The organism is Neobacillus sp. Soil_C_43, from assembly GCF_057656715.1.
Genome location: NZ_JBDGJV010000001.1, coordinates 169,240 through 189,455, shown reverse-complemented (window position 1 = coordinate 189,455; position 20,216 = coordinate 169,240). Strand labels below are relative to the sequence as shown.

Genomic DNA, 20,216 nt, shown 5'->3' with positions numbered 1-20,216 from the left:
GGCTCAAAAGCCTGTTTTTTTTCTGTCATTTCAACACATGGAGATAGAATGAAAAATCACTTCATACAATTATATAAGTGGTTTACTTATTTCGTAAAAGAAAGTGGTGTCAAAGTGGAAAACTCATTTCTAATCAAACCAATGTTGGATGAAATATACCCTGTTATTGATTATGGCAAGGGCATATATCTATTTGATATGGACGGAAAAAAGTATTTGGATGCTGCCTCAGGGGCAGTAACTGCCAATATTGGTCACGGGACAGAGGAAATTATTGCAGCCATGAATGAACAAGCTAAAAAAGTTTCCTTTGTCTATCGATCTCAATTTACAAGTGAACCAGCGGAGAAGCTTGCCAAAAAAATTGCCGAGTTAACCCCAGGTGACCTGAACTGGAGCTTCTTTGTAAATAGCGGATCAGAGGCCACTGAGACAGCAATGAAAATGGCCATTCAATACTGGCAAGAAAAAGGGATTCAAACCAAAAACAAAGTGTTATCAAGATGGGTTAGTTATCACGGGATTACCCTTGGCGCGCTTTCTATGTCTGGACACACGGGGAGAAGAGCTAGATTTGTTCCACTGCTAGAAGAATTCCCAGTGATTAATCCTCCTTATTGCTATCGTTGTCCTTATAATCTTGAGGCTCCATCCTGTCATTTTCTTTGTGCTCAAGAACTCGAAACAGCCATCTTGAGAATAGGAGCCGAACAAATAGCTGCTTTTATTGCCGAACCAGTTATTGGTGCCGCGGGGGGAGCTATTGCACCACCAAAGGATTATTTTAAAAAGATTAAAGAGATATGCGAAAAACATGACATTCTATTTATTGCTGATGAAGTGATGACAGGCTTTGGACGGACAGGAACCATGCTTGCTTGTGAGTATTGGGGTGTAATCCCCGATATTGTAGCTTTCGGCAAAGGGATGGGGGCTGGATATGCCCCTATTGCAGCAGCTGTAGCGAGTGAAAAGGTGATGGAACCTATATTGGCCGGATCAAAATCAGTGATGAGTGGACATACATTAAGTGCAAATCCCCAATCATGTGCTGTGTCCTTAGCCGTTCTGGATTACTTGGAAAAATACAAGATTATTAGTGAAGTAGAAAATAAGGGGATTTATTTAAAAAATCAAATTGAAAAGCTAAAAGGTCAATTTCCATTTATCGGGGATGTTCGAGGGAAGGGGCTACTACTTGGTATAGAATTTGTCGAGAATCAAATTGATAAAACACCATATCCAAGAAAAGCATTAATTACACAAAAGATGGTAGCTTCAGCTAAGGAAAAAGGTCTGATCGTGTACCCTGCAGGTGCTGGAATTGATGGGATGAACGGTGACTCCATTATTATTTCACCGCCATTAATCATTACAAAAAGAGAGATTGAAGAGTTAGTGGGTTTACTTAAAGAAACATTTACCGCCTTTTTAAATGAAAGAAATGCTGAAATGGTTGGTGATGCTTAAATGGAGAATTCATTCGGAAAAATTACAACATTAGAGGCCGTTTTGAAATTTTTTCATGATGAAATGACCATCATGTTTGGGGGATTCGGCGGGGTCGGAACCCCCCCGACATTAATTGACGGTATTCTGGAAAAGGAAATCCGAGAACTCACCTTAATTGGAAATGATACAGGTTTCCCACATATAGGAATAGGAAAAATAGTTAGTCGTGGCAGAGCTAAAAAGGTCATTGCATCCCATATTGGTTCTAATCCCATTGCAGGAGACCTTATGCATGCAGGAAAGCTTGAAGTGGAGTTTTCCCCTCAGGGTATTTTGGCAGAAAGAATCCGCGCAGGGGGTGTTGGATTAGCAGCCATTTTATCTGATATTGGGATGGATAATGAAATGGTTTCGAAAAATAAACCACGTATTCATCTAAATGGCAGTGAATATCTGATAGAGACGGCCTTAACTGCAGAGGTTTCTATTGTTTATGCCAAGAAGGCTGATGAGTACGGAAATTTAGTTTATGACAAAAGCGCGCGCAATACGAATCCACTGGTCGCAATGGCAGGGGATTTAACGATAGCCGAAGTAGAAGAAATTGTTCCAATGGGAAGTCTTAACCCTGACGAAATTATTACCCCGGGAGTATTTGTTGATTATGTCATTCCAACGAAGGGGGTGAATTGGAAATGGGCATGGGAATAGACCTTAGAGATAAACTTGCAAAAAGAGCTGCCGAGGAAATTCAAAATGGGATGGTCGTTAACCTAGGTATTGGTATTCCCTCGTTAGTACCGAACCACTTAACAGAGGAAACAATGGTTATGTTCCATGCCGAAAACGGGATTACCGGAATGGGACCAAGCCCGACCAAAGGAGAAGAGGATGAAAACCTATGTAATGCAGGGGGATTTCCCGTTACCTTAAACAAGGGCGGTTCCTATTGCGATAGTGCTATTGCTTTTGGGATGATCCGAAGAGGGAGAGTGGACATTACCATTCTTGGTTCACTTCAGGTAAGTCAAAAAGGAGATTTAGCAAACTGGATTGTCCCCGGAAAGAAGGTTCCAGGGATGGGAGGGGCAATGGAACTTGCTCAGAAGGCAAGAAAAGTCATTGTTGTTATGAATCATTGTGATAAAAATGGAAAACCAAAAATTGTTGAAACTTGCTCCTTACCATTAACCTCAGCAGGATGTGTGAATCTGATTATTACAGAATTAGCTGTATTCAAGGTTAATGAAGAGGGGTTACTTTTGACAGAACTGTTTGCGCCGTACAGTTTAGCTGATGTGAAAAGCAAAACTGGATGTCAGTTCAAAATTGAAGAACAAATCCGCAAAATTCCGTACTAATCCGGATGCAGGTCGAAGGAGTGAATGATTTGCAAAACAATGAAAGCCGTATCAAGCATTGGTTAAAGGAGAATCGAGCGAGAGGGGCCAGACTGTTACAAATCCTAGTACAGGAGAATAGCACGAGGGGAAATGAAAGTAGTACACAGGCCATTGTTATTGAAAAATGCCGTCAGATGGGTTTGATTCTTGATATATGGGAAATTGGCGGAGAAGAACTAAAGAACCATCCAGCCTATTGCTGTGACCGTCAGAGCTTTGAAGGGAATCCTAATCTAGTTGCCGTTCTAAAAGGAGCAGGAGGTGGGAAATCAATTATTTTAAACGGTCATATTGATGTTGTACCTGTTGGGGATGAATCAAACTGGAGACATGATCCATTTAGTGGAGTAATTGAGTGCGGTAAGCTTTATGGAAGAGGAGCTACAGATATGAAAGGGGGGAATGTGGCTCTTTTACTAGCCATTGAATCCTTAATTGCAAACGGAATTAAATTAAAAGGAGATGTAATTTTTCAAAGTGTCATAGAAGAAGAAAGTGGTGGAGCAGGAACGCTAGCTGCCGTCTTGCGAGGATACAGGGCAGATGGAGCCATTATACCTGAGCCTACGAATATGAAATTATTCCCAAAACAACAGGGTTCAATGTGGTTCAGAATCACGGTTAAGGGAAGGGCGGCACATGGTGGAACTAGATACGAAGGGGTAAGTGCGATTGAAAAATCAATGTGGGTCATTCAAAGATTACAACAATTAGAGAAAGATAGAAATGCTAAGATTACTGACCCTCTCTTTGAAAAAACACCTATTCCCATCCCTATCAATATTGGAAAGATTAACAGCGGAGAATGGCCTTCTTCGGTGCCTGACACCGCCATTATTGAGGGGAGAATGGGTGTGTCACCAGAAGAAACGATTCAAGCCGCCAAGTTAGAAATGGAGGCAAGCCTACAGGAATTGAATGAAGCGGATGAATGGTTTCAGGAAAATCCCCTTAAAATTGAGTGGTTTGGAGGCAGGTGGCTGCCGGGAAGTTTAGAAAGTGATCACCCGTTAATGAATGAACTATCTAAGAGTTTTATAGAGGTGAAAGGGGATCCACCAATCGTTGAAGCAAGTCCATGGGGAACAGATGGTGGAATTCTTTCGACTGTTGGTGATACCCCCGTTGTGGTATTCGGACCGGGAATTACCGAAACAGCACATGATGCGAATGAGCACATTGATTTGGAGGATTTGTTTGCGGCTAGCGAAATTATTGCTCTAACCTTGATGAAGTGGTGTGAAGTTTGTGAATAAAAGAGGGGGAAGCCAATGGGATCGATCCAACTTAGAACCAAGATTCCTGGTCCAAAAGCGGTAGAATTACTCACCAGGAAAGCGCAGAATGTACCGAAAGGCCCGTTTAATACAATTCATACGTTTGCTAGTAAGGGAGAAGGGGCACTCATTACGGATGTTGATGGTAATACCTTTATTGATTTTGCAGGTGCTATTGGTTCCTTAAATGTGGGTCACTGTCCCCCGGGTGTGGTTGCAGCACTGCATCAGCAAATTGATGCCTACCTTCATCCCTGCTTCCATGTCATGATGTATGAACCATATGTTAAGTTAGCGGAAACACTTAATCGGATTTCTCCGGGTAATCATCAAAAGAAAACGTTCTTCTTAAATAGTGGTGCCGAAGCTGTCGAGAATGCCGTGAAAATTGCAAGAAAGTATACGGGGAGGAAAGCAATCATTTCTTTTGAAAGAGGCTTTCACGGACGTACCTACATGGCAATGTCGTTAACGAGCAAGGTGAAACCCTACAAATATGAATTTGGACCATTCGTACCGGAAACGTATAAATGGGCTTATCCTTATTATTATCGTTCTGAATTCGATACGCCTGAACAATTAGATACAATTCTTTTACAGCGCTTTGAAACCTTCTTCCAAAGTGAGGTTCCACCTGAAGAAATTGCTGCAGTAATCATGGAACCGATTCAAGGGGAAGGCGGTTTTGTTATCCCGTCAAAGCAGTTTGTAAAAGGGGTTAAGGAGCTATGTGAAAAACATGGAATCTTATTTATCGCTGATGAGGTTCAAACTGGCTTTGGCAGAACGGGTAAAATGTTTGCTATAGAACATTTTGATGTTGTGCCTGACTTAATGACTATGTCAAAGTCATTGGGGGCAGGTCTTCCGATTAGTGCCGTAACAGGTAGAGCGGAAATTATGGACTCACCGAATGTAGGAGAAATTGGAGGAACATATGGGGGCAGTCCGCTCGGTTGTGTGGCTGCACTTGAGGTGATAAAAGCGATTGAGGAAGGAAATTTATTAGATCGGGCCGAACATATAGGAGAGGTTTTTCAAAAACGATTTTCTGCTCTTAAGAAACAATATCCTCAGATCGGTGATGTTCGGAATATTGGTGCTATGTGTGCTATCGAATTTGTAAAAGACTCAAAATCAAAAACACCAAATAAAGAACTAGTTCAACAAATTATTCATACCTCACATCAAAATGGACTTATTATTATGACAGCAGGATTGTTCGGAAACATCATCCGACTACTAACTCCTCTCGTCATCACAGATGACCAATTAGAGGAAGGTTTGGATGTTCTGGAAAATGCCATCGGTGTATGTTGTCGAGATTAGCTATTTGATTTACATGCAAAAAGATTGGAGGATGTCTTTTGAAACAGTCACTGTGGATTGGCGGTGAATATCGACCAACCCTATCTTATATAAAATTAAAAAATCCATATAACCTGAAGCATATTGCTGATATCGCCGTTGCGGAACAGGAAGATGTTGTGGCAGCCATTACGGCAGCGCATCAAGCTACTGTGGATATGCAAGAAATCCCTGCCTTTAAACGTGCCGAGATTTTAGAAAAAGTAGCCAGTTTTCTAAAAAATGAAAGAGAAGAGTGTGCAAAGCTGATTTCCGAGGAAGCAGCAAAACCTCTTAAAGCTGCCAGAGCTGAGGTCGACCGGACCATCATGACTTACACGTTCGCTGCCCATGAGGCTAGAAGAATACATGGAGAAACAGTTCCGATGGATGCAGCACCTGGCGGAGAAGGCAGACTTGCTTTTACGATTAGGGAACCCCTTGGAGTAATCGCAGCCATTACTCCATTTAACTTTCCTATGAATCTTGTCGCACATAAGGTTGGCCCGGCCATTGCTGCAGGAAATACAGTTGTCTTAAAACCAGCGAGCCAGACACCATTATCCGCTTATAAAATTGCTGAATATTTTCATCGTGCTGGATTGCCATCGGGTGCATTAAATGTGGTCACAGGAAGCGGCAGTGTGCTCGGTGATATATTGATGAAAGACGAAAGAATTAAGATGATTACCTTTACGGGAAGTCCCAAGGTGGGGAAATATATTCGTGAAAATTCAGGGTTAAAGAAAGTAACCCTTGAATTAGGTTCCAACTCCGCTGTTATTGTCGATGATGGGGTAAGTTTGGAAAAAATCATTCCAAGAATCGTTACGGGGGCATTTTCTTATCAAGGTCAAGTATGTATAAGTATTCAACGTGTCTTTGTTCATGAAAAAATGATAGATCAGTTTGTCGAACAGTTTATTGAAGAAACGAAAAAATTAAAAGCGGGTAATCCACTTGACGAACAAACAGATGTATCCGCACTTATAACTAGAGCGGATGTAGAGCGTACAAAAGAATGGGTTGATGAGGCAATTGCCAATGGGGCAGATCTTAAAATAGGTGGAAATTTTAATGATGGAATCTTTCAACCTACTGTTCTAGTAGATGTTCCTGTTAGGGAGAAGATTTCTTGCGAAGAAGTCTTTGCTCCTGTGGTTCATATTAACCGCTTCAGTTCAATGGAGGAAGCAATTAACTTTGTAAATGATTCAAAATACGGTCTACAGGCAGGAATCTTTACAAATGATATACATTATGGGTTGAGGGCAGCTAAAAAACTCGAAGTAGGCGGGGTTATGATAAACGATATCCCGACCTTCCGTGTGGATCAAATGCCATATGGTGGGGTAAAGCTTAGTGGAATGGGCAGGGAAGGAATCAAGTATGCGGTTGAAGAAATGACAGAATTAAAGTTAATTAGCTTCAAGATGGAGTAAATAAAAAATGTCTGGCTATTTCCAAAGCCAGGCATTTTTTCAAAAGATGAAGTAGTGAAGGAGTGAGAAAAATGAATCAGACTGCATCCACTACTTATATTGAGGAAAGCAACTTTTTTATCGAAGTCTACCTTGATCCTTTTAACAAAAGGATTCGGGTTGATGATTATCGCGGGAATATACAATTGGTTCTTAAAAGAGTAGAGGAACTAGTGCAGGATCAACATGCAGAAAAGCTCATTGTGAAGGGACGCAGCAATGATTTTATGATATTAATGGAAAATGGACTACAGCCTGAAGCAGTGGTTGATCGATTTTTTTTAGGTTCAGATGCTTTTTTCTTTTCAAAATTTTATTCACAGGACCGTAAAAAAAACGATCATTGGATAACCGAGGATGGCATGATTCATAGTATCTATCAATTAGACCCCACCATGGAAAAAAACTTTCCTCCTAAGGAATATGAGCTAAAGAAGGCAGATGAAAATTGTGCTGCTGAGTTATCCACATTGTATCGTCAAGTCTTTCAGGTATACCCAACACCGTTGCATGATCCTGAATATGTAAAAAAGACGATGGAAGATGGGACGATTTACTACGTTTATTTCCATCAAGGCAAAATTGTCAGTGCAGCCTCTGCAGAAATAAATTCTTTTTATAAGAATGCAGAATTAACCGATTGTGCCACCATATCCGAACACAGGAAGTATGGATTAATGAAGATGATTCTTCAAGAGCTTGAGGGTGAATTGAAAAAAAAGGGAATCTTTTGTTCTTATTCAATTGCGAGGTCGTTATCGTTCGGTATGAATGCCGTTTTATTTCAGCTAGGATATTCCTATCGTGGCAGGTTAATGAATAATTGTTATATTTATGATAAGTTAGAAAATATGAATATGTGGGTGAAAAATCTGGCAACCTGCTAAAAATTCGGCTGCTCATGCCGAATTTTTGGCACCTTAAAAATGGCAAGAAGGGCAGGTGATGTAATGGTTCAATTAACAGCTTTAACAGAAGAAGTGTTATCAGCTATTCTAAAAAGTATAGATGAAGGTATTCATGTTGTTAATACAGAAGGAAAGACCATCTTTTATAATGAAGTGGCAGCTAAGCATGATGGCATGGAAGTGAAGGAAGTACAAGGGAAGCATTTAATTGATGCATTTCCCTCCCTGACAGAGGAATCTAGTACTCTATTAAAAGTGATTCAAACGGGTAAGCCTATCTACAACCAAACACAGGTTTACCTTAATGTCCATGGTACAAGAATTGATACCATTAATACCACTTTACCAATTTTTTTAGGAAAAGAAATTATCGGTGCAGTTGAAATTGCTAAAGACTATTCACGGATGAAGCTCCTTGCAGAAAGGCTATTAGATTTACAAAAAGGTGTCAATAGGACTACCAAGAAAAAGGTAATAAAACAAGTAAATTATACATTTGCGGATTTAAAAACGGTAAACCCCGTTTTTATCAGCACGAAAGAGGAAGGGAAGAAACTTGCAAAATCAGATTCTCCTATCCTTGTTTATGGGGAATCCGGGACAGGTAAGGAGTTATTTGTCCAGGGGATTCATCATGAATCCATCCGTTCTGGGGGGGCATTTATAGCTCAAAATTGTGCAGCTATTCCAGAAACTTTATTAGAAAGTATTCTTTTTGGTACAGCTAAAGGAAGCTATACTGGTGCTGTGGACCGTAAAGGCTTATTTGAACTCGCGGATGGGGGAACTTTATTTCTAGATGAATTACATACGATGCCCATTGAACTTCAAGCAAAGCTGTTAAGGGTGTTAGAGGACGGAATTGTTAGAAGGGTTGGAAGTTCGCAAAACATTTCTGTAGATGTACGCGTAATTGCAGCAATGAATGTGCATCCGAGTATTGCACTACAAGACCAAAAACTTCGATCGGATCTCTATTACCGGTTAAATGTGTTCACTTTTTCTCTTCTCCCCTTGAGAGAGAGAAAAGATGATATCTTATTTTTAACAAACTATTTTATGAAGGAATTTAACCGTAAACTTGGGAAAAATATCTATGGTTTGGAAAAGAAACTGGAGTTGTTTTTTATTGAATATCAGTGGCCAGGAAATGTAAGAGAACTAAAACATACGCTTGAATACATGATGAATGTTTGCGAAGGGACACAGTTATGCGTTGAAGAATTGCCGATGATGCTAAAACATCATGCTCCCTCTTTAAAAGGTAAGAGTAATCACCCGTTTGAAAGTTTGTCGTTAAGAAAAAATATGGAGGTATTAGAAAGAGAACTTATTATGAATGCTCTTGAATTGAGTGAAGGTAATGTGAATCAAGCGGCGAAGCTTTTGGAGATTCCTAGACAAACACTGCAATACAAAATTAAGAAGTGGATGGATTGAAAAGTGCCGAATTTTTGGCACTTTTTTATGTTTTAAAAACTGAAATTTAAGAAATTTTAGAAAAATGTACTTCTCCTCCTGTTTTATAACGTTGGCACGAAACTTGCATATTATTTAGTAAAGCCAGATAGGGGGAAATGAATATGAAGCAATTCTTATATAAACCAAGCAGATACTGGAAGGATATAGAACTTTGGAAAGATGTAACAGAAGAGCAATGGAATGATTGGCTCTGGCAACTAACAAATACGATTCGTACTTTAGATGACCTTAAGAAAGTAATCAATTTAACTCCAGAAGAAGAAGAAGGGGTACGAATTTCAACCAAAACAATCCCTTTAAATATTACACCTTACTATGCATCATTAATGAACCCAGATGATCCACGTTGTCCAATCAGAATGCAATCAGTACCTATATCAAAAGAGATTTATAAAACAAAATATGATCTTGAAGACCCTTTGTATGAAGATGAAGATTCTCCTGTCCCTGGATTAACTCACCGCTATCCCGATCGTGTTCTCTTTCTTGTCACCAATCAATGTTCGATGTATTGCCGCTATTGTACTAGGAGGCGCTTTTCAGGACAAATTGGAATGGGTGTTCCAAAAAAACAGCTGGATGCAGCAATTAACTATATTAGGCAAAATCCGGAGGTACGTGATGTATTAATATCCGGTGGTGATGGGTTATTAATAAATGATAATATTTTAGAGTATATCCTTAAAAATTTACGAGAAATTGACCATGTTGAAATAATTAGAATAGGGACTCGTGCACCTGTTGTCTTCCCACAACGAATTACAGAGAACCTTTGCAACATTCTAAAGAAGTATCATCCAATTTGGTTGAATACCCATTTTAATACATCTATTGAGATTACTGAGGATTCTAAGAGAGCTTGTGAAATGCTTGCCAATGCAGGTGTACCTGTAGGTAACCAGTCTGTTATTTTAGCAGGCATTAATGACAGTGTTCCAATCATGAAGAGACTCATGCATGACCTTGTGAAAATCCGAGTACGTCCATACTATATTTATCAATGTGATCTTTCTGAGGGCATTGGACACTTCCGGGCACCAGTCTCTAAAGGACTTGAAATTATCGAGGGACTCCGTGGGCATACGTCAGGATACGCAGTACCAACATTCGTGGTTGATGCACCCGGTGGAGGCGGGAAAATTGCGTTACAGCCCAATTATTTAATTTCTCAAAGTCCTGAAAAGGTCGTCCTACGTAATTTTGAGGGTGTAATTACTTCTTATCCTGAGCCGGAAAACTACATCCCTGGGAGAGCGGAAGGCTATTTTAAAGAAATTTATCCTGAGATGGAAGCAAAAAGATCTGTTGCGGGTATTGCTGGTATTATGAATGATCAGCATTTTAATCTTGTTCCAGAAGGCCTAACAAGATTAAACCGCCGTAAAGATTACAATCAAGATCCTTCGCATACTTCATTAAAGGATAAGCGGAGTAAACGGGATGAATTAAAAGAAAAAAAATTCAAAGCGGTTACCCAAAAGGAAAAGGGAAGCGCTGAAACACAACCTAGTGTAGATGTTATGAAAGAATAAGAGGTGGGAGCATGAAAATGGAATGTGAATGGTGTGCAAGTCCAAACGTAGATAGAATGGTAGACTCGGTATACTGGGAATTACCTGATGGGACGAGAGCAATCGAGATTTCAGAAACTCCTACCTATTTCTGTCGAGATTGTTCTATGACTTACCAAAGTGAGGTAATAGTAAAGGAAATAGAAAATCACTTATTCTTAATTGATTGTAAACAAGTTTCTAAAGTAATTACCTTTGAGGATTTAATGAAAATACCAAGGTTGTTGAAAAGGAATTATTTTGATTTTTCCTCATAAATATATAAACTGGACGATACTGTGAGTATTCGTTATCATATATCACATAAGTGAATTTCCATGGAAAGGCGTTTGTGTGATGAGTAAATCCTTTTATCATTTTTTAATGAAATATAGACATCCGGCACCAAAAGATCGTATTAGTTTATTTGCAAACCATGCCTATATGGACCATAGCTTTCCGAAATCCTCAAAGGATTACCACGAACTCAGTTCCTACTTAGAACTAAATGGTCAATATCTAGAGTCAATGTCTATTTTTGATGAGGCATGGCAGTTATATGTTAATGCTGAAAGCAAAAATTAAACAGTTGGAAGAAATCGCTTCTTTATATGGAGGCGATTTTTTCATTTTACAAATGGTATGCGCGATATCAATTCCGATGCATATACTATTGTAATTAAAATTCACGACTTAGCATTTGAGGGGATGGGAGGACATGGCAAAACGGAGAAAACCGAAGTATAAGATCGGTGATACGGTCGTGATTACCATTTATGGTACTGTTGGCAGAGTAACAGATATTGATTTTCTAATTTTATTCGATAAAAAATATGATGATTTTTATACATAGTAAAGGAGTGATAAAAAAACAAAATGTCAATATCAGCTATTTACTTACGCTTATCAAGGAATGAGGAACAATTAGATATTGAGGAAATATTAACAAGTCATCGAAATGCTTTAATCAAACTCGCGAATCAACATAATTTAACATACGACATATATCAAGAAATCTCTAGTGGGGTGAATACTGAGAGGCCACAGTTGAATTTGCTATTGAGCAAGTTAGACGAATATGATTATCTACTGGTTATGGACATAGATCGTATTTCTCGTGATAATGCATACGCTGAACAAATCAAAACATTGCTGATTGCTCATGATATTAAAATTTTAACTCCTCATGGCGCAATTGATTTAACACAAGAAAGTAATGAAATGCTTTTCTCATTTCAAGCAATGTTGGCTAATTTTGAATATAAACAGATCCGTAAACGTTTAGGCAGAGGTCGATTGGCAGCTGCAGAGCAGGGTAGATGGGTGATGAGTAATAAAGCACCATTAGGGTATGAAAAGGATAAAAATCAAAAGTTAGTGGTTATTGAAGAAGAAGCAAAAATAATAAGACATATTTTCGAAAAAACATTAGAAAGATGTAGTGCAAATGAAATAGCTAAACAATTGGATACACTGGGTTGGAGGAGTAGGAACGGTAAGGTATTAACCACTTCTCATATTTCTTCCGCAAGAAAGAATGTTGTTTATTATGGAGTAGTAAAAGCTTGCAGGAGAGTTAATGGAAGAGTGGTCGATGAGGTATTCGTTGAAAAGGCACATGAACCTATTGTTAGTAAACAAACCTTTTTGGAGGTTCAAAAAATATTAGATGAAAACAAAAAAGGCAGTTATTTTAATAAAAAGAAAGCAACAAGGAGACTTCAAAACCTACTTTATTGTAATTGTTGCGGAAGAAAAAGATATATTCAAATGGATGGTTATGGAACAGATTTTATTAAGTCTTGTTCTTACAAGATCAGTAATAATACTTGCAACGATAGAGGCCACAAATATCTGCCTGTTGAAGTATATGTATTACAAAAAGTAAAGGAGAGAAAGACAGATTTTGAAGAAGCATTAGAAAAATTGAAAGCCCTTGACACCTCTGATGAGAAAAAAAAATTTATTATTCAAAGGGAATCTCTCGAGAAGCAATTGGAAAAGTTTGGTAACAGACAAAATAATCTGAAAATTATGAGAATGGATGGGGAAATCACTAAAACTGACTTTCATGAATTGAGTGAAGAAAACGATAAGCAAATTAAACAAGTAAAGCAGCAAATAGAATTAATAAATATCCAATTGGAAAATCTGAATAATACCGATGAAGAGCAACAACGTTTAAAACAAAGCATTGAAACCTTGGGTACGATAGATATACTTGAACCTGAAGATTGTAATACTTTCCTTAAAACATTTATTAAAAAAATCTGGTTCTCATCCAATACCATAGCAGATCATAATACAAAAAAAGAAGATGTTGAAGTTACAATTGAAATTGAATGGCTTTAAAAATGATTTATGAGAGGAAATTTTAGATATACAAAAATGTGGATTTAGGGGAATAACAATACGAGGGTCTGAACAATAGGTTCAGGCCCATATTTTTTAAGTTAATTCAATTAATGGAAAAATTCACGAAAAATAAATTCACCTGTATCAGATTAAACTTTCCAATGATGGAGGTTCACTTTTCTTATTTCATTTATTTCATGCATTAAAACTGAACCAGAAAGCTGATTAGATAGGCGGATATTGCTTATTTTAGAAATTCGGTGAATAATTCAGGTTTAAGTAATATTAGGCAAATTAAAAGAATTTTTTACAAGAATTCCCTATAATGAAAATGGTATCCTAAAAAGGGATTTTGGGAGTCAATTGCTAAAATGGTACGAATTGTGCAAAATGAAATTGAAGAGTTGAATGAAGGAAGGAGAAGGAAACCATGAATAAAAGAAAACTCGGATCAACAGGACTTGAGGTATCTGCCATCGGGCTTGGATGTATGGGAATGTCTGATTTCTATGCGGGGCGTGATGATGAAGAATCAATTAGAACGATTCAACATGCACTTGACCTTGGAGTAAATTTTCTGGATACAGCAGATATGTATGGAGTCGGCAAAAATGAAGAATTGGTAGGGCAAGCAATTAAAGGCCGTCGGGAAAACGTAATCGTAGCTACAAAATTTGGGAATGTCCGTGCAGAAGACGGCACCTTTTTAGGTGTCAATGGCCGTCCCGACTATGTAAAAAGTGCTTGTGATGCGAGTCTTCGCCGATTAGGTGTTGAATACATTGATTTGTATTACCAGCACCGTGTAGACCCTAATACACCAATTGAGGAGACAATTGGTGCAATGGCTGAACTAGTTAAAGAAGGAAAAATCCGCTACATTGGTATGTCGGAGGCCGCACCACAGACTATTCGCGCAGCCCATAAGGTCCATCCAATTACCGCTCTCCAGACAGAATACTCACTCTGGAGCCGTAATGTAGAGGATGAAATTCTTCCAACTGTTAGAGAACTTGGAATAGGATTTGTCCCTTACAGTCCTCTTGGAAGAGGTTTTTTAACCGGACAAATTCAAAAATTTGAGGACCTAGCTGAAGACGATTATCGGAGGTTCTCCCCGCGTTTCCAGGGAGAGAACTTTGAACGCAACATTGAATTGGTTAAAAAAATTAAGGAAATCGCACAGGAAAAAGGGTATCAGGCATCACAACTGGCGTTGGCATGGCTGCTTGCACAGGGAGAAGATATAGTGCCGATTCCAGGAACAAAGAAACGAAAATATTTAGAAGAAAATGTAAAAGCTGTAGATATAAAACTGACAACAGAGGACCTGGCCCGAATAAATGAAGCTGCGCCGATTGGAGCAGCTGCGGGTCTGCGTTACCCTGAAGCATCAATGAAGGGATTAAATTTATAATTTCCAGAAAGGTCCAGCCATTTTAATGGCATTTGGACCTTTCTTTATATTTTTAATATTTACAAATATATCCATTTAAACTGCGAGGCTTGAACGCTAACAAAAGTTATTTATTTTTCTTTGCTCCAATCATTCCGTAATCCTGTATCGTAATCGATACATCATAGGTGATGGGAACCTCACTAAATTTTTCTTCCCAATCGTCCTTCACATTTTTCCAAACATTAGGATAATGTATTCGCAATTGGTTACCAAAACCTCCAACATCTACTCCTAATTCCTTTTGCGTTTTTTTTGTTGTATTTTCTACTAAATGCATTACTTCTTTCTCAACCGCATTTTCAAAGTGATTAATAGTTGTATTCTTAAAAGCAGGTTTAAAGTGAGGATTCCAGTATTCAGCAATTCTTCCCTCTGACTCAATTTTTACATCAAACGAAATTCTATCACCGGTTACATGGGGCTTAATTTTGCTTTTCATTGACTGAATCTGATAATATGTGGGTTTATCCGACTCATTTTGGAAGGCTTTTACCGCCCCGCTTTTACCTTCTCCTGTTATCCAATTTATGCCTTCAATCTCTTCCTTATTAAGAATCCCAATCATCTTGTTTGTTCTTCCTTTTATTACGGCCGCTCCATCAAAGTCAATTTCTCCCTTTTTTAAATCAATCAGCTGTAATAGGAAGCTGGTCTGAGAGTTCGATTTTCCCCAAATCTTCATTAAGGAGAGGTGCCTTAATGTTCTAGTTGTAAGTTCCTGTTCTGCAATTTCTACTAAGCGTAATGCAGGAATGACACCTGCTTCCTTTGATTCGAGAGTTCGTGCAGCCTCTCCTTTAGAAATAAAGATTAAGGTGCTTCCTCTAATATCGATATCCCGAAAAAACAAATCTGTTATTTCTCTAATTGGCTCTTTACGGGCAAGATCTTGTCCAATAATCACTACTTTTTCATGTGCCCCTGATATTGGACCCTCTCTTCGTAAGGTCGTTTCCCAACCGATTGGTTCTAATGAGGTTCCTGAAGCAGAGACATTAAGATAAGGTTTTTGTTGTGGTGACTTGTTACTTGAATTACCGATTGCACTTGGTATTACATATTGAAGAGTTGATCGTATTTTTCCATCTTTTGCTTTATCAACAGCTGTGCCAACCGCAATATTTAGTTCTTCAATAGACTTGCTGCTCCAGCAACCTGACAGCAGTAAAAGTGAAAGCAATGAGCCAAAACAGTTTCTAAGTATAGATTTACATTTTTTCATATATTCTTTCCTTCACCTTTGAAATAATGAAAAGGACCATCGGAATAATAAAAAATAAATAAAAAGCGAAATTACCAATCATATCTGCCATCTTAAATACCTCATTTATATTTTTAGGAATCATAGAAACTAAATAAATGAGAGGTAATAAACTATAAATAAATACGTGAGTATTTTTCGAAAAAATCTGATGTAAACCTAGATTAGCAATAAATAAAGCAATGACATACGTAGCGAATATTTGCATAATCCAAATGACAAGAATAAGGGAATCGAACCGTTCAAATAGAAGGCCTGTGATTTCAAAGCTTCGAATAAATGTAAGTACAGGCCATGTTTGTGACACCACTGAGTCTACTGAAAGGGAACCTATTACGATTACCACTGTAATGGTATAAAAGACAAAGGGTATTCCAACTCCAAGTAATGGAACTTTTATTACCTTGTTTTTTTCTTTCATAAACATATAAATAAAGAGGAGAATTTCGAAGCCTGCAAAGGAAAGAGAGGAGGTTGTTAACCCATTTAAGACAGGCTTAACCCCCGATCCTAACACCGGACGTAAATTATCAACCTCAAATAATTCAATGCCTAAAAACATGACCAAAAGAAAAAAAAGAACCGTAATTGGAAAAATAATTTCTAATAAACGAGCAATGGCATTCACCCCGCCTTGAACTAAGTATAGACCAATCCATAAAAATGGCATCATGATAGCCCATGGTGGAGTTCCCTGAAGTAAGAATAATCGTGTAGTTTCAGCCATTGTTCGAAGCTCATATGCAGACAAAGCAATATAATAGCAGACAACTGTTAAACTTAGCATCGATCCTATCCATTTCCCAAGAAGTCTTTGATTAAATTGGAAAAAAGTTTCGGTCGGGTATCTTTGGCATAGTTTTAAAATTATTACTGCTACAAGAATAATAATTAATCCACTAACAATTACTGCGATCCAAGAATCGGGGGTTTTGATTTTCTCTGTCGTGGTTCTGGGTAGCGTTAAAATCCCTGCACCGAGAATAAAATTTGTGATAAACATTACTGCTTGATGAGAAGTTATTCGATCTAAAGGACTGGAAGTCATAATTAGTCACTCCTTTCGAAACGTTATCTTTTTCTTACTGAATCTTTTGGATGCAACAATTTAGGACGGCGTTTCATCAGAAAAAGAGGGAGCCGAATCATGAAGTCCTTCCAATCTCTCAATCGAAATGATACAGCAGGGCTCACATATGGAATGCCAAAACTTTTAAGCCTGACTAAATGGCTGCTAAGCAACAGGAAGAACAGAACAACTCCATATAATCCAAACACACTAGCAAATAGCATGGAGGCAAAGCGAAGAATTCTTAATGCAATCCCTACATTATATTGTGGGAGTGTGAATGAAGATATGGCCGTGACAGCAACTACGATGACCATGATTGGACTAACTATTCCTGCTTGAACTGCTGCTTCTCCAATGATTAAACCGCCCACGATCCCTAGCGATTGTCCAATTGGTTTTGGTAGACGAAGTCCGGCTTCTCTTAAAACTTCTATAGATACTTCCATTATTAGTGCCTCAATTAGAGGGGGAAAAGGAACCCCCTCTCTGGTGGCTGCAATGGAAAAAACGAGCTTGGTTGGAATTAATCCCGGATGAAAGGAAATAAAAGCAATATATAAAGAAGGAACAAATAAAGCAATAAAGGCTGCAAAATATCGTAATATACGAATTAATGTCGCACCCATCCACCTTTCGTAATAGTCCTCAGGTGACTGCAACAGCATATGGAAGGTAACAGGAACAATTAAGGAAAAAGGTGAGCCGTCCAATAATAAAGCTATCCTTCCTTCCAACAATGCACTCATCACACGATCAGGTCGTTCTGTACTTTGCACTTGCGGGAATGGACTTAAAAAATTATCTTCGATTAATTGTTCAATATAACTAGAGTCCTGTACATCATCAATTTTTATATTATTAATCCGTTGCTTAACCTCTTCTAATAAATGAGGGTCCACAATATCCTTCATATAGGTAATGACTAGTTCTTTTTTGGACCTCTCTCCTACCTGAAAACTGATTATTGATAAGTTTTGATCTTTTCCATGCCGCCGAAGAAGAGCTGTATTATCCTTTAAATTTTCAATAAAGCCTACCCTGGGCCCACGTACCAAAGCCTCAGTAGGCGGCTCATCAATATTTCTTGTTTTAGCTTTAGCACCGCCAACCAGGAAAACGTCTTCTAGACCATCGACTAAAATCGCAATTGACCCAAACATTACTCCGGAGGTTATATCTTTAAGAGTACGAACTTCATTTAAGCCGGAGACAGAAAGGGCTTGGTTTTTAATATACTCTTTTAAGGAGGAGTTTTTTAGAGGATGGCCTGTTTCTTTTGGTGAAGCCGACATGAAATCAACCAAAATATGATTACTAATTACATCCTCATCTGCAAACCCATCTATAAAAATAACGGCAATACGAATACCCGTTGTTCCCATTTGAAACTCACGAAATTTCACATCTGAATTATGCCCAATCTCTTTGCGAATTAAATTCAAATCTGCCGTAAGATTTCCGGTCATTTCATTAATAGATTCTTGAAATGACTGGTTATCCTGTTTTGCTTTTTTTTCAGATTCTTCAATCTTCATCTGGTTTTTGTTTAGCTTCCGCCATTTCACTAACCATCACTCTTTCTCTAATGAATGAATCCATTTGAAAAATTTAAAAAATCCAAATGGAACTAAAAATGTAATAAATGCTTGTACGAAGATGATATAGTCCGGTATTAGAGAAAGAATTTTCTTGAACATTAAAACCTCTCCTATAAACGCTCTAAAGAATTTTTTTATTAAAATACATTGATTGTATTATTTACTTTTTAAGTTAAAATAATCGGATTATTGGAAGTGCTTTGGAATAATTATCTTTTTATATAAATTGAATATAGTTAATAACCATTATTCAGAAATATATTACAGACAAGATACCAAATATTTCTTGAAAGCATATTTTACTATGAGGTGATTTCATCATGAAGGTGAAATATGCAGAAAGAGGAACTTTTGACGCGGAAAAAGCAGCTAGAGGGCTGATTGAGTTGACAAATAAAATTAAAAAACAAAATTGTCAAAAAAATGAAAAATTAATCTAAGCTCATGTACCAATTATGGTATATGTGCTTTTTTTTGAAGCACTTTTTATCTTTAGGCTGTGTTAAAGAACAGTGTTGATATTTATACTCTGTTGATTGGAGCGGAAGGCGCGAAGACTCCTGTGGGAGTACGGTTCAGGGGAGACCCCGCAGGCGCAAGCGCCGAGGAGGCTCGCCGAAACGCCCACGGAAAGCGAAGAGCCTGGAGCGGAAATCAACAGGCAAGTTTAACAGAGCATATCTTTAATTAACAAACGTTTAGGTATCCTGTAAATTTAGAAGAATAACAGATGTCAAATGGCTAGATGGGAAATATGTTTATGAAGTGAATAAAAGTGATGGTTTATTTTTGGAATCTGCCTTACAAATGCTATCAGAATATGAAGGTACTGTTGTGGAACAGGAGCAAATTGATATTGAATATAAGTTTTTTTTCGGTGATTTAGTTCAGGTAAGTGGTTATGGTGCTGATTTATTTAAAGTTGTCGGCTTTCGGACAGAAATTTGGCGCTACAAAGAGGACGCCTGGGAAGATGTTATTTACGAGCTTTCAAGGGTAAGTGACGGAGAATGGCTGGAGGCAGGCGAAGAAGAATTAACACTAGTAGCGGACGCTGAAAGTGCAGATACATTTATACAAAAATTAGGTCTTTTATACTTAGTAAATAAACAGGATCAAGCAGTGAAAAATACAAACTTAAAAAATTTAATTAGAAAATCAGAGTTTGAAGAAATAGAAAGAAAAAAAGAAAAGAAAGAACTCATCGATAATCTCTTAGATATATTTAATGATTATCGGATCCTATATGAATTGTTTCATGATCAGGAATACTTCCAAGTTATGCGGGTCATTCTTAGGAAGTTAGAAAGTCTTGTAAATAATGATGGCAAAAGCCCTGTATAATTCTACCACCTAGCTATTTCAAATAATAAATACAAAACAAAAGGAATTCCACCCCATTTAATTAGGAGAAACATCGTTGCTAATATTTTCTCAAATAGTTGGAGGGTAAAACTATCCTCCTGATTCACATCTTCAACCCAGGCCTCTAACATCAATTGTAATTTAGACATTGTTTTCACCCCATCGTTTTCTTTTTACTAATCCTATGCTTGTCCAAGCGATAAAAG

General features: G+C 37.9%; 19 protein-coding genes and 1 pseudogene. 15 read left to right on the top strand and 5 right to left on the bottom strand.

Features of this window, described 5'->3' with window-relative positions; all coding sequences use genetic code 11:
• Nucleotides 1-114 precede the first annotated feature (114 nt).
• From AC3A54_RS00950 to AC3A54_RS00885, 14 genes are all read left to right on the top strand, one after another.
• A complete protein-coding gene (locus AC3A54_RS00950; protein ID WP_487653471.1) occupies nucleotides 115-1,470 on the top strand; it encodes an aspartate aminotransferase family protein in 1,356 nt (451 codons plus the stop codon).
• Entirely contained in the window at nucleotides 1,471-2,163 is a 693-nt protein-coding gene (locus AC3A54_RS00945) for a CoA transferase subunit A (RefSeq protein WP_487653061.1), read from the top strand.
• Nucleotides 2,148-2,813, top strand: coding sequence for a 3-oxoacid CoA-transferase subunit B (locus AC3A54_RS00940; RefSeq protein ID WP_487653060.1), 666 nt, complete (start codon nucleotides 2,148-2,150; stop codon nucleotides 2,811-2,813). Before AC3A54_RS00945 ends, AC3A54_RS00940 begins: the two co-directional genes overlap by 16 nt.
• A gap of 5 nt (nucleotides 2,814-2,818) precedes the next feature.
• Nucleotides 2,819-4,111 carry a peptidase gene (locus AC3A54_RS00935; RefSeq protein WP_487653059.1) on the top strand — a complete coding sequence of 431 codons (1,293 nt, stop codon included), beginning with the start codon at nucleotides 2,819-2,821 and terminating at the stop codon, nucleotides 4,109-4,111.
• Nucleotides 4,112-4,126: 15 nt separating this feature from the next.
• Nucleotides 4,127-5,461, top strand: a complete 1,335-nt coding sequence (gene gabT, locus AC3A54_RS00930; protein ID WP_487653058.1) for a 4-aminobutyrate--2-oxoglutarate transaminase — start codon at nucleotides 4,127-4,129, stop codon at nucleotides 5,459-5,461.
• Nucleotides 5,462-5,499: 38 nt separating this feature from the next.
• Entirely contained in the window at nucleotides 5,500-6,921 is a 1,422-nt protein-coding gene (locus AC3A54_RS00925) for an aldehyde dehydrogenase family protein (RefSeq protein WP_487653057.1), read from the top strand.
• A gap of 71 nt (nucleotides 6,922-6,992) precedes the next feature.
• A complete protein-coding gene (gene ablB, locus AC3A54_RS00920) occupies nucleotides 6,993-7,847 on the top strand; it encodes a putative beta-lysine N-acetyltransferase (protein ID WP_487653056.1) in 855 nt (284 codons plus the stop codon).
• Nucleotides 7,848-7,910: 63 nt separating this feature from the next.
• Complete coding sequence (locus AC3A54_RS00915; RefSeq protein WP_308083511.1) at nucleotides 7,911-9,308, top strand: sigma-54 interaction domain-containing protein; 1,398 nt, start codon at nucleotides 7,911-7,913, stop codon at nucleotides 9,306-9,308.
• A gap of 143 nt (nucleotides 9,309-9,451) precedes the next feature.
• Nucleotides 9,452-10,882, top strand: coding sequence for a lysine 2,3-aminomutase (gene kamA / locus AC3A54_RS00910; protein WP_487653055.1), 1,431 nt, complete (start codon nucleotides 9,452-9,454; stop codon nucleotides 10,880-10,882).
• An 11-nt stretch (nucleotides 10,883-10,893) separates the two neighbouring features.
• The gene (locus tag AC3A54_RS00905; RefSeq protein WP_335545033.1) at nucleotides 10,894-11,178 is read left to right on the top strand and encodes a YokU family protein; all 285 of its coding nucleotides are present in this window, start codon (nucleotides 10,894-10,896) and stop codon (nucleotides 11,176-11,178) included.
• Nucleotides 11,179-11,257: 79 nt separating this feature from the next.
• Nucleotides 11,258-11,485, top strand: coding sequence for a YozE family protein (locus AC3A54_RS00900; RefSeq protein WP_487653054.1), 228 nt, complete (start codon nucleotides 11,258-11,260; stop codon nucleotides 11,483-11,485).
• A gap of 133 nt (nucleotides 11,486-11,618) precedes the next feature.
• The gene (locus AC3A54_RS00895; RefSeq protein WP_335545035.1) at nucleotides 11,619-11,753 is read left to right on the top strand and encodes a hypothetical protein; all 135 of its coding nucleotides are present in this window, start codon (nucleotides 11,619-11,621) and stop codon (nucleotides 11,751-11,753) included.
• 23 nt (nucleotides 11,754-11,776) lie between these two features.
• A complete protein-coding gene (locus tag AC3A54_RS00890; protein ID WP_487653053.1) occupies nucleotides 11,777-13,252 on the top strand; it encodes a recombinase family protein in 1,476 nt (491 codons plus the stop codon).
• A 433-nt stretch (nucleotides 13,253-13,685) separates the two neighbouring features.
• The gene (locus AC3A54_RS00885) at nucleotides 13,686-14,672 is read left to right on the top strand and encodes an aldo/keto reductase (protein ID WP_487653052.1); all 987 of its coding nucleotides are present in this window, start codon (nucleotides 13,686-13,688) and stop codon (nucleotides 14,670-14,672) included.
• Between the two features lie 106 nt (nucleotides 14,673-14,778).
• Here AC3A54_RS00885 and AC3A54_RS00880 read toward each other — a convergent pair whose 3' ends face one another.
• From AC3A54_RS00880 to AC3A54_RS00865, 4 genes are read right to left on the bottom strand one after another with little or no spacing between them, the layout of a single operon-like run.
• Nucleotides 14,779-15,936 carry a Ger(x)C family spore germination protein gene (locus AC3A54_RS00880; RefSeq protein WP_487653051.1) on the bottom strand — a complete coding sequence of 386 codons (1,158 nt, stop codon included), beginning with the start codon at nucleotides 15,934-15,936 and terminating at the stop codon, nucleotides 14,779-14,781.
• Nucleotides 15,923-17,023: a GerAB/ArcD/ProY family transporter gene (locus tag AC3A54_RS00875; protein WP_487653050.1), complete on the bottom strand. Its 1,101-nt coding sequence runs from the start codon at nucleotides 17,021-17,023 to the stop codon at nucleotides 15,923-15,925. Before AC3A54_RS00875 ends, AC3A54_RS00880 begins: the two co-directional genes overlap by 14 nt.
• A gap of 23 nt (nucleotides 17,024-17,046) precedes the next feature.
• Entirely contained in the window at nucleotides 17,047-18,612 is a 1,566-nt protein-coding gene (locus AC3A54_RS00870; RefSeq protein WP_420489873.1) for a spore germination protein, read from the bottom strand.
• 6 nt (nucleotides 18,613-18,618) lie between these two features.
• Nucleotides 18,619-18,744 (bottom strand): hypothetical protein, encoded by a 126-nt coding sequence (locus AC3A54_RS00865; protein WP_487653049.1) that lies wholly within the window; start codon nucleotides 18,742-18,744, stop codon nucleotides 18,619-18,621.
• 621 nt (nucleotides 18,745-19,365) lie between these two features.
• On the opposite strand from AC3A54_RS00865, the pseudogene AC3A54_RS00860 reads away from it, so the two are divergent.
• Nucleotides 19,366-19,989: pseudogene (locus AC3A54_RS00860) on the top strand (hypothetical protein); the annotation flags it as partial.
• Nucleotides 19,990-19,991: 2 nt separating this feature from the next.
• On the opposite strand, the gene AC3A54_RS00855 reads toward AC3A54_RS00860, so the two are convergent.
• Complete coding sequence (locus tag AC3A54_RS00855; protein ID WP_487653048.1) at nucleotides 19,992-20,159, bottom strand: hypothetical protein; 168 nt, start codon at nucleotides 20,157-20,159, stop codon at nucleotides 19,992-19,994.
• Between the last annotated feature and the right edge of the window lie 57 nt (nucleotides 20,160-20,216).

Bases quoted from the DNA above. Each gene is read 5' to 3' on its own strand.
- ablB (WP_487653056.1), top strand. From the start codon at position 6,993: ATGAATCAGACTGCATCCACTACTTATATTGAGGAAAGCAACTTTTTT.
- AC3A54_RS00855 (WP_487653048.1), bottom strand. From the start codon at position 20,159: ATGTCTAAATTACAATTGATGTTAGAGGCCTGGGTTGAAGATGTGAAT.
- AC3A54_RS00935 (WP_487653059.1), top strand. From the start codon at position 2,819: ATGCAGGTCGAAGGAGTGAATGATTTGCAAAACAATGAAAGCCGTATC.
- AC3A54_RS00940 (WP_487653060.1), top strand. From the start codon at position 2,148: ATGGGCATGGGAATAGACCTTAGAGATAAACTTGCAAAAAGAGCTGCC.
- AC3A54_RS00875 (WP_487653050.1), bottom strand. From the start codon at position 17,023: ATGACTTCCAGTCCTTTAGATCGAATAACTTCTCATCAAGCAGTAATG.
- AC3A54_RS00945 (WP_487653061.1), top strand. From the start codon at position 1,471: ATGGAGAATTCATTCGGAAAAATTACAACATTAGAGGCCGTTTTGAAA.
- AC3A54_RS00890 (WP_487653053.1), top strand. From the start codon at position 11,777: ATGTCAATATCAGCTATTTACTTACGCTTATCAAGGAATGAGGAACAA.
- kamA (WP_487653055.1), top strand. From the start codon at position 9,452: ATGAAGCAATTCTTATATAAACCAAGCAGATACTGGAAGGATATAGAA.
- AC3A54_RS00885 (WP_487653052.1), top strand. From the start codon at position 13,686: ATGAATAAAAGAAAACTCGGATCAACAGGACTTGAGGTATCTGCCATC.
- AC3A54_RS00895 (WP_335545035.1), top strand. From the start codon at position 11,619: ATGGCAAAACGGAGAAAACCGAAGTATAAGATCGGTGATACGGTCGTG.
- gabT (WP_487653058.1), top strand. From the start codon at position 4,127: ATGGGATCGATCCAACTTAGAACCAAGATTCCTGGTCCAAAAGCGGTA.
- AC3A54_RS00905 (WP_335545033.1), top strand. From the start codon at position 10,894: ATGAAAATGGAATGTGAATGGTGTGCAAGTCCAAACGTAGATAGAATG.
- AC3A54_RS00880 (WP_487653051.1), bottom strand. From the start codon at position 15,936: ATGAAAAAATGTAAATCTATACTTAGAAACTGTTTTGGCTCATTGCTT.
- AC3A54_RS00915 (WP_308083511.1), top strand. From the start codon at position 7,911: ATGGTTCAATTAACAGCTTTAACAGAAGAAGTGTTATCAGCTATTCTA.
- AC3A54_RS00865 (WP_487653049.1), bottom strand. From the start codon at position 18,744: ATGTTCAAGAAAATTCTTTCTCTAATACCGGACTATATCATCTTCGTA.
- AC3A54_RS00900 (WP_487653054.1), top strand. From the start codon at position 11,258: ATGAGTAAATCCTTTTATCATTTTTTAATGAAATATAGACATCCGGCA.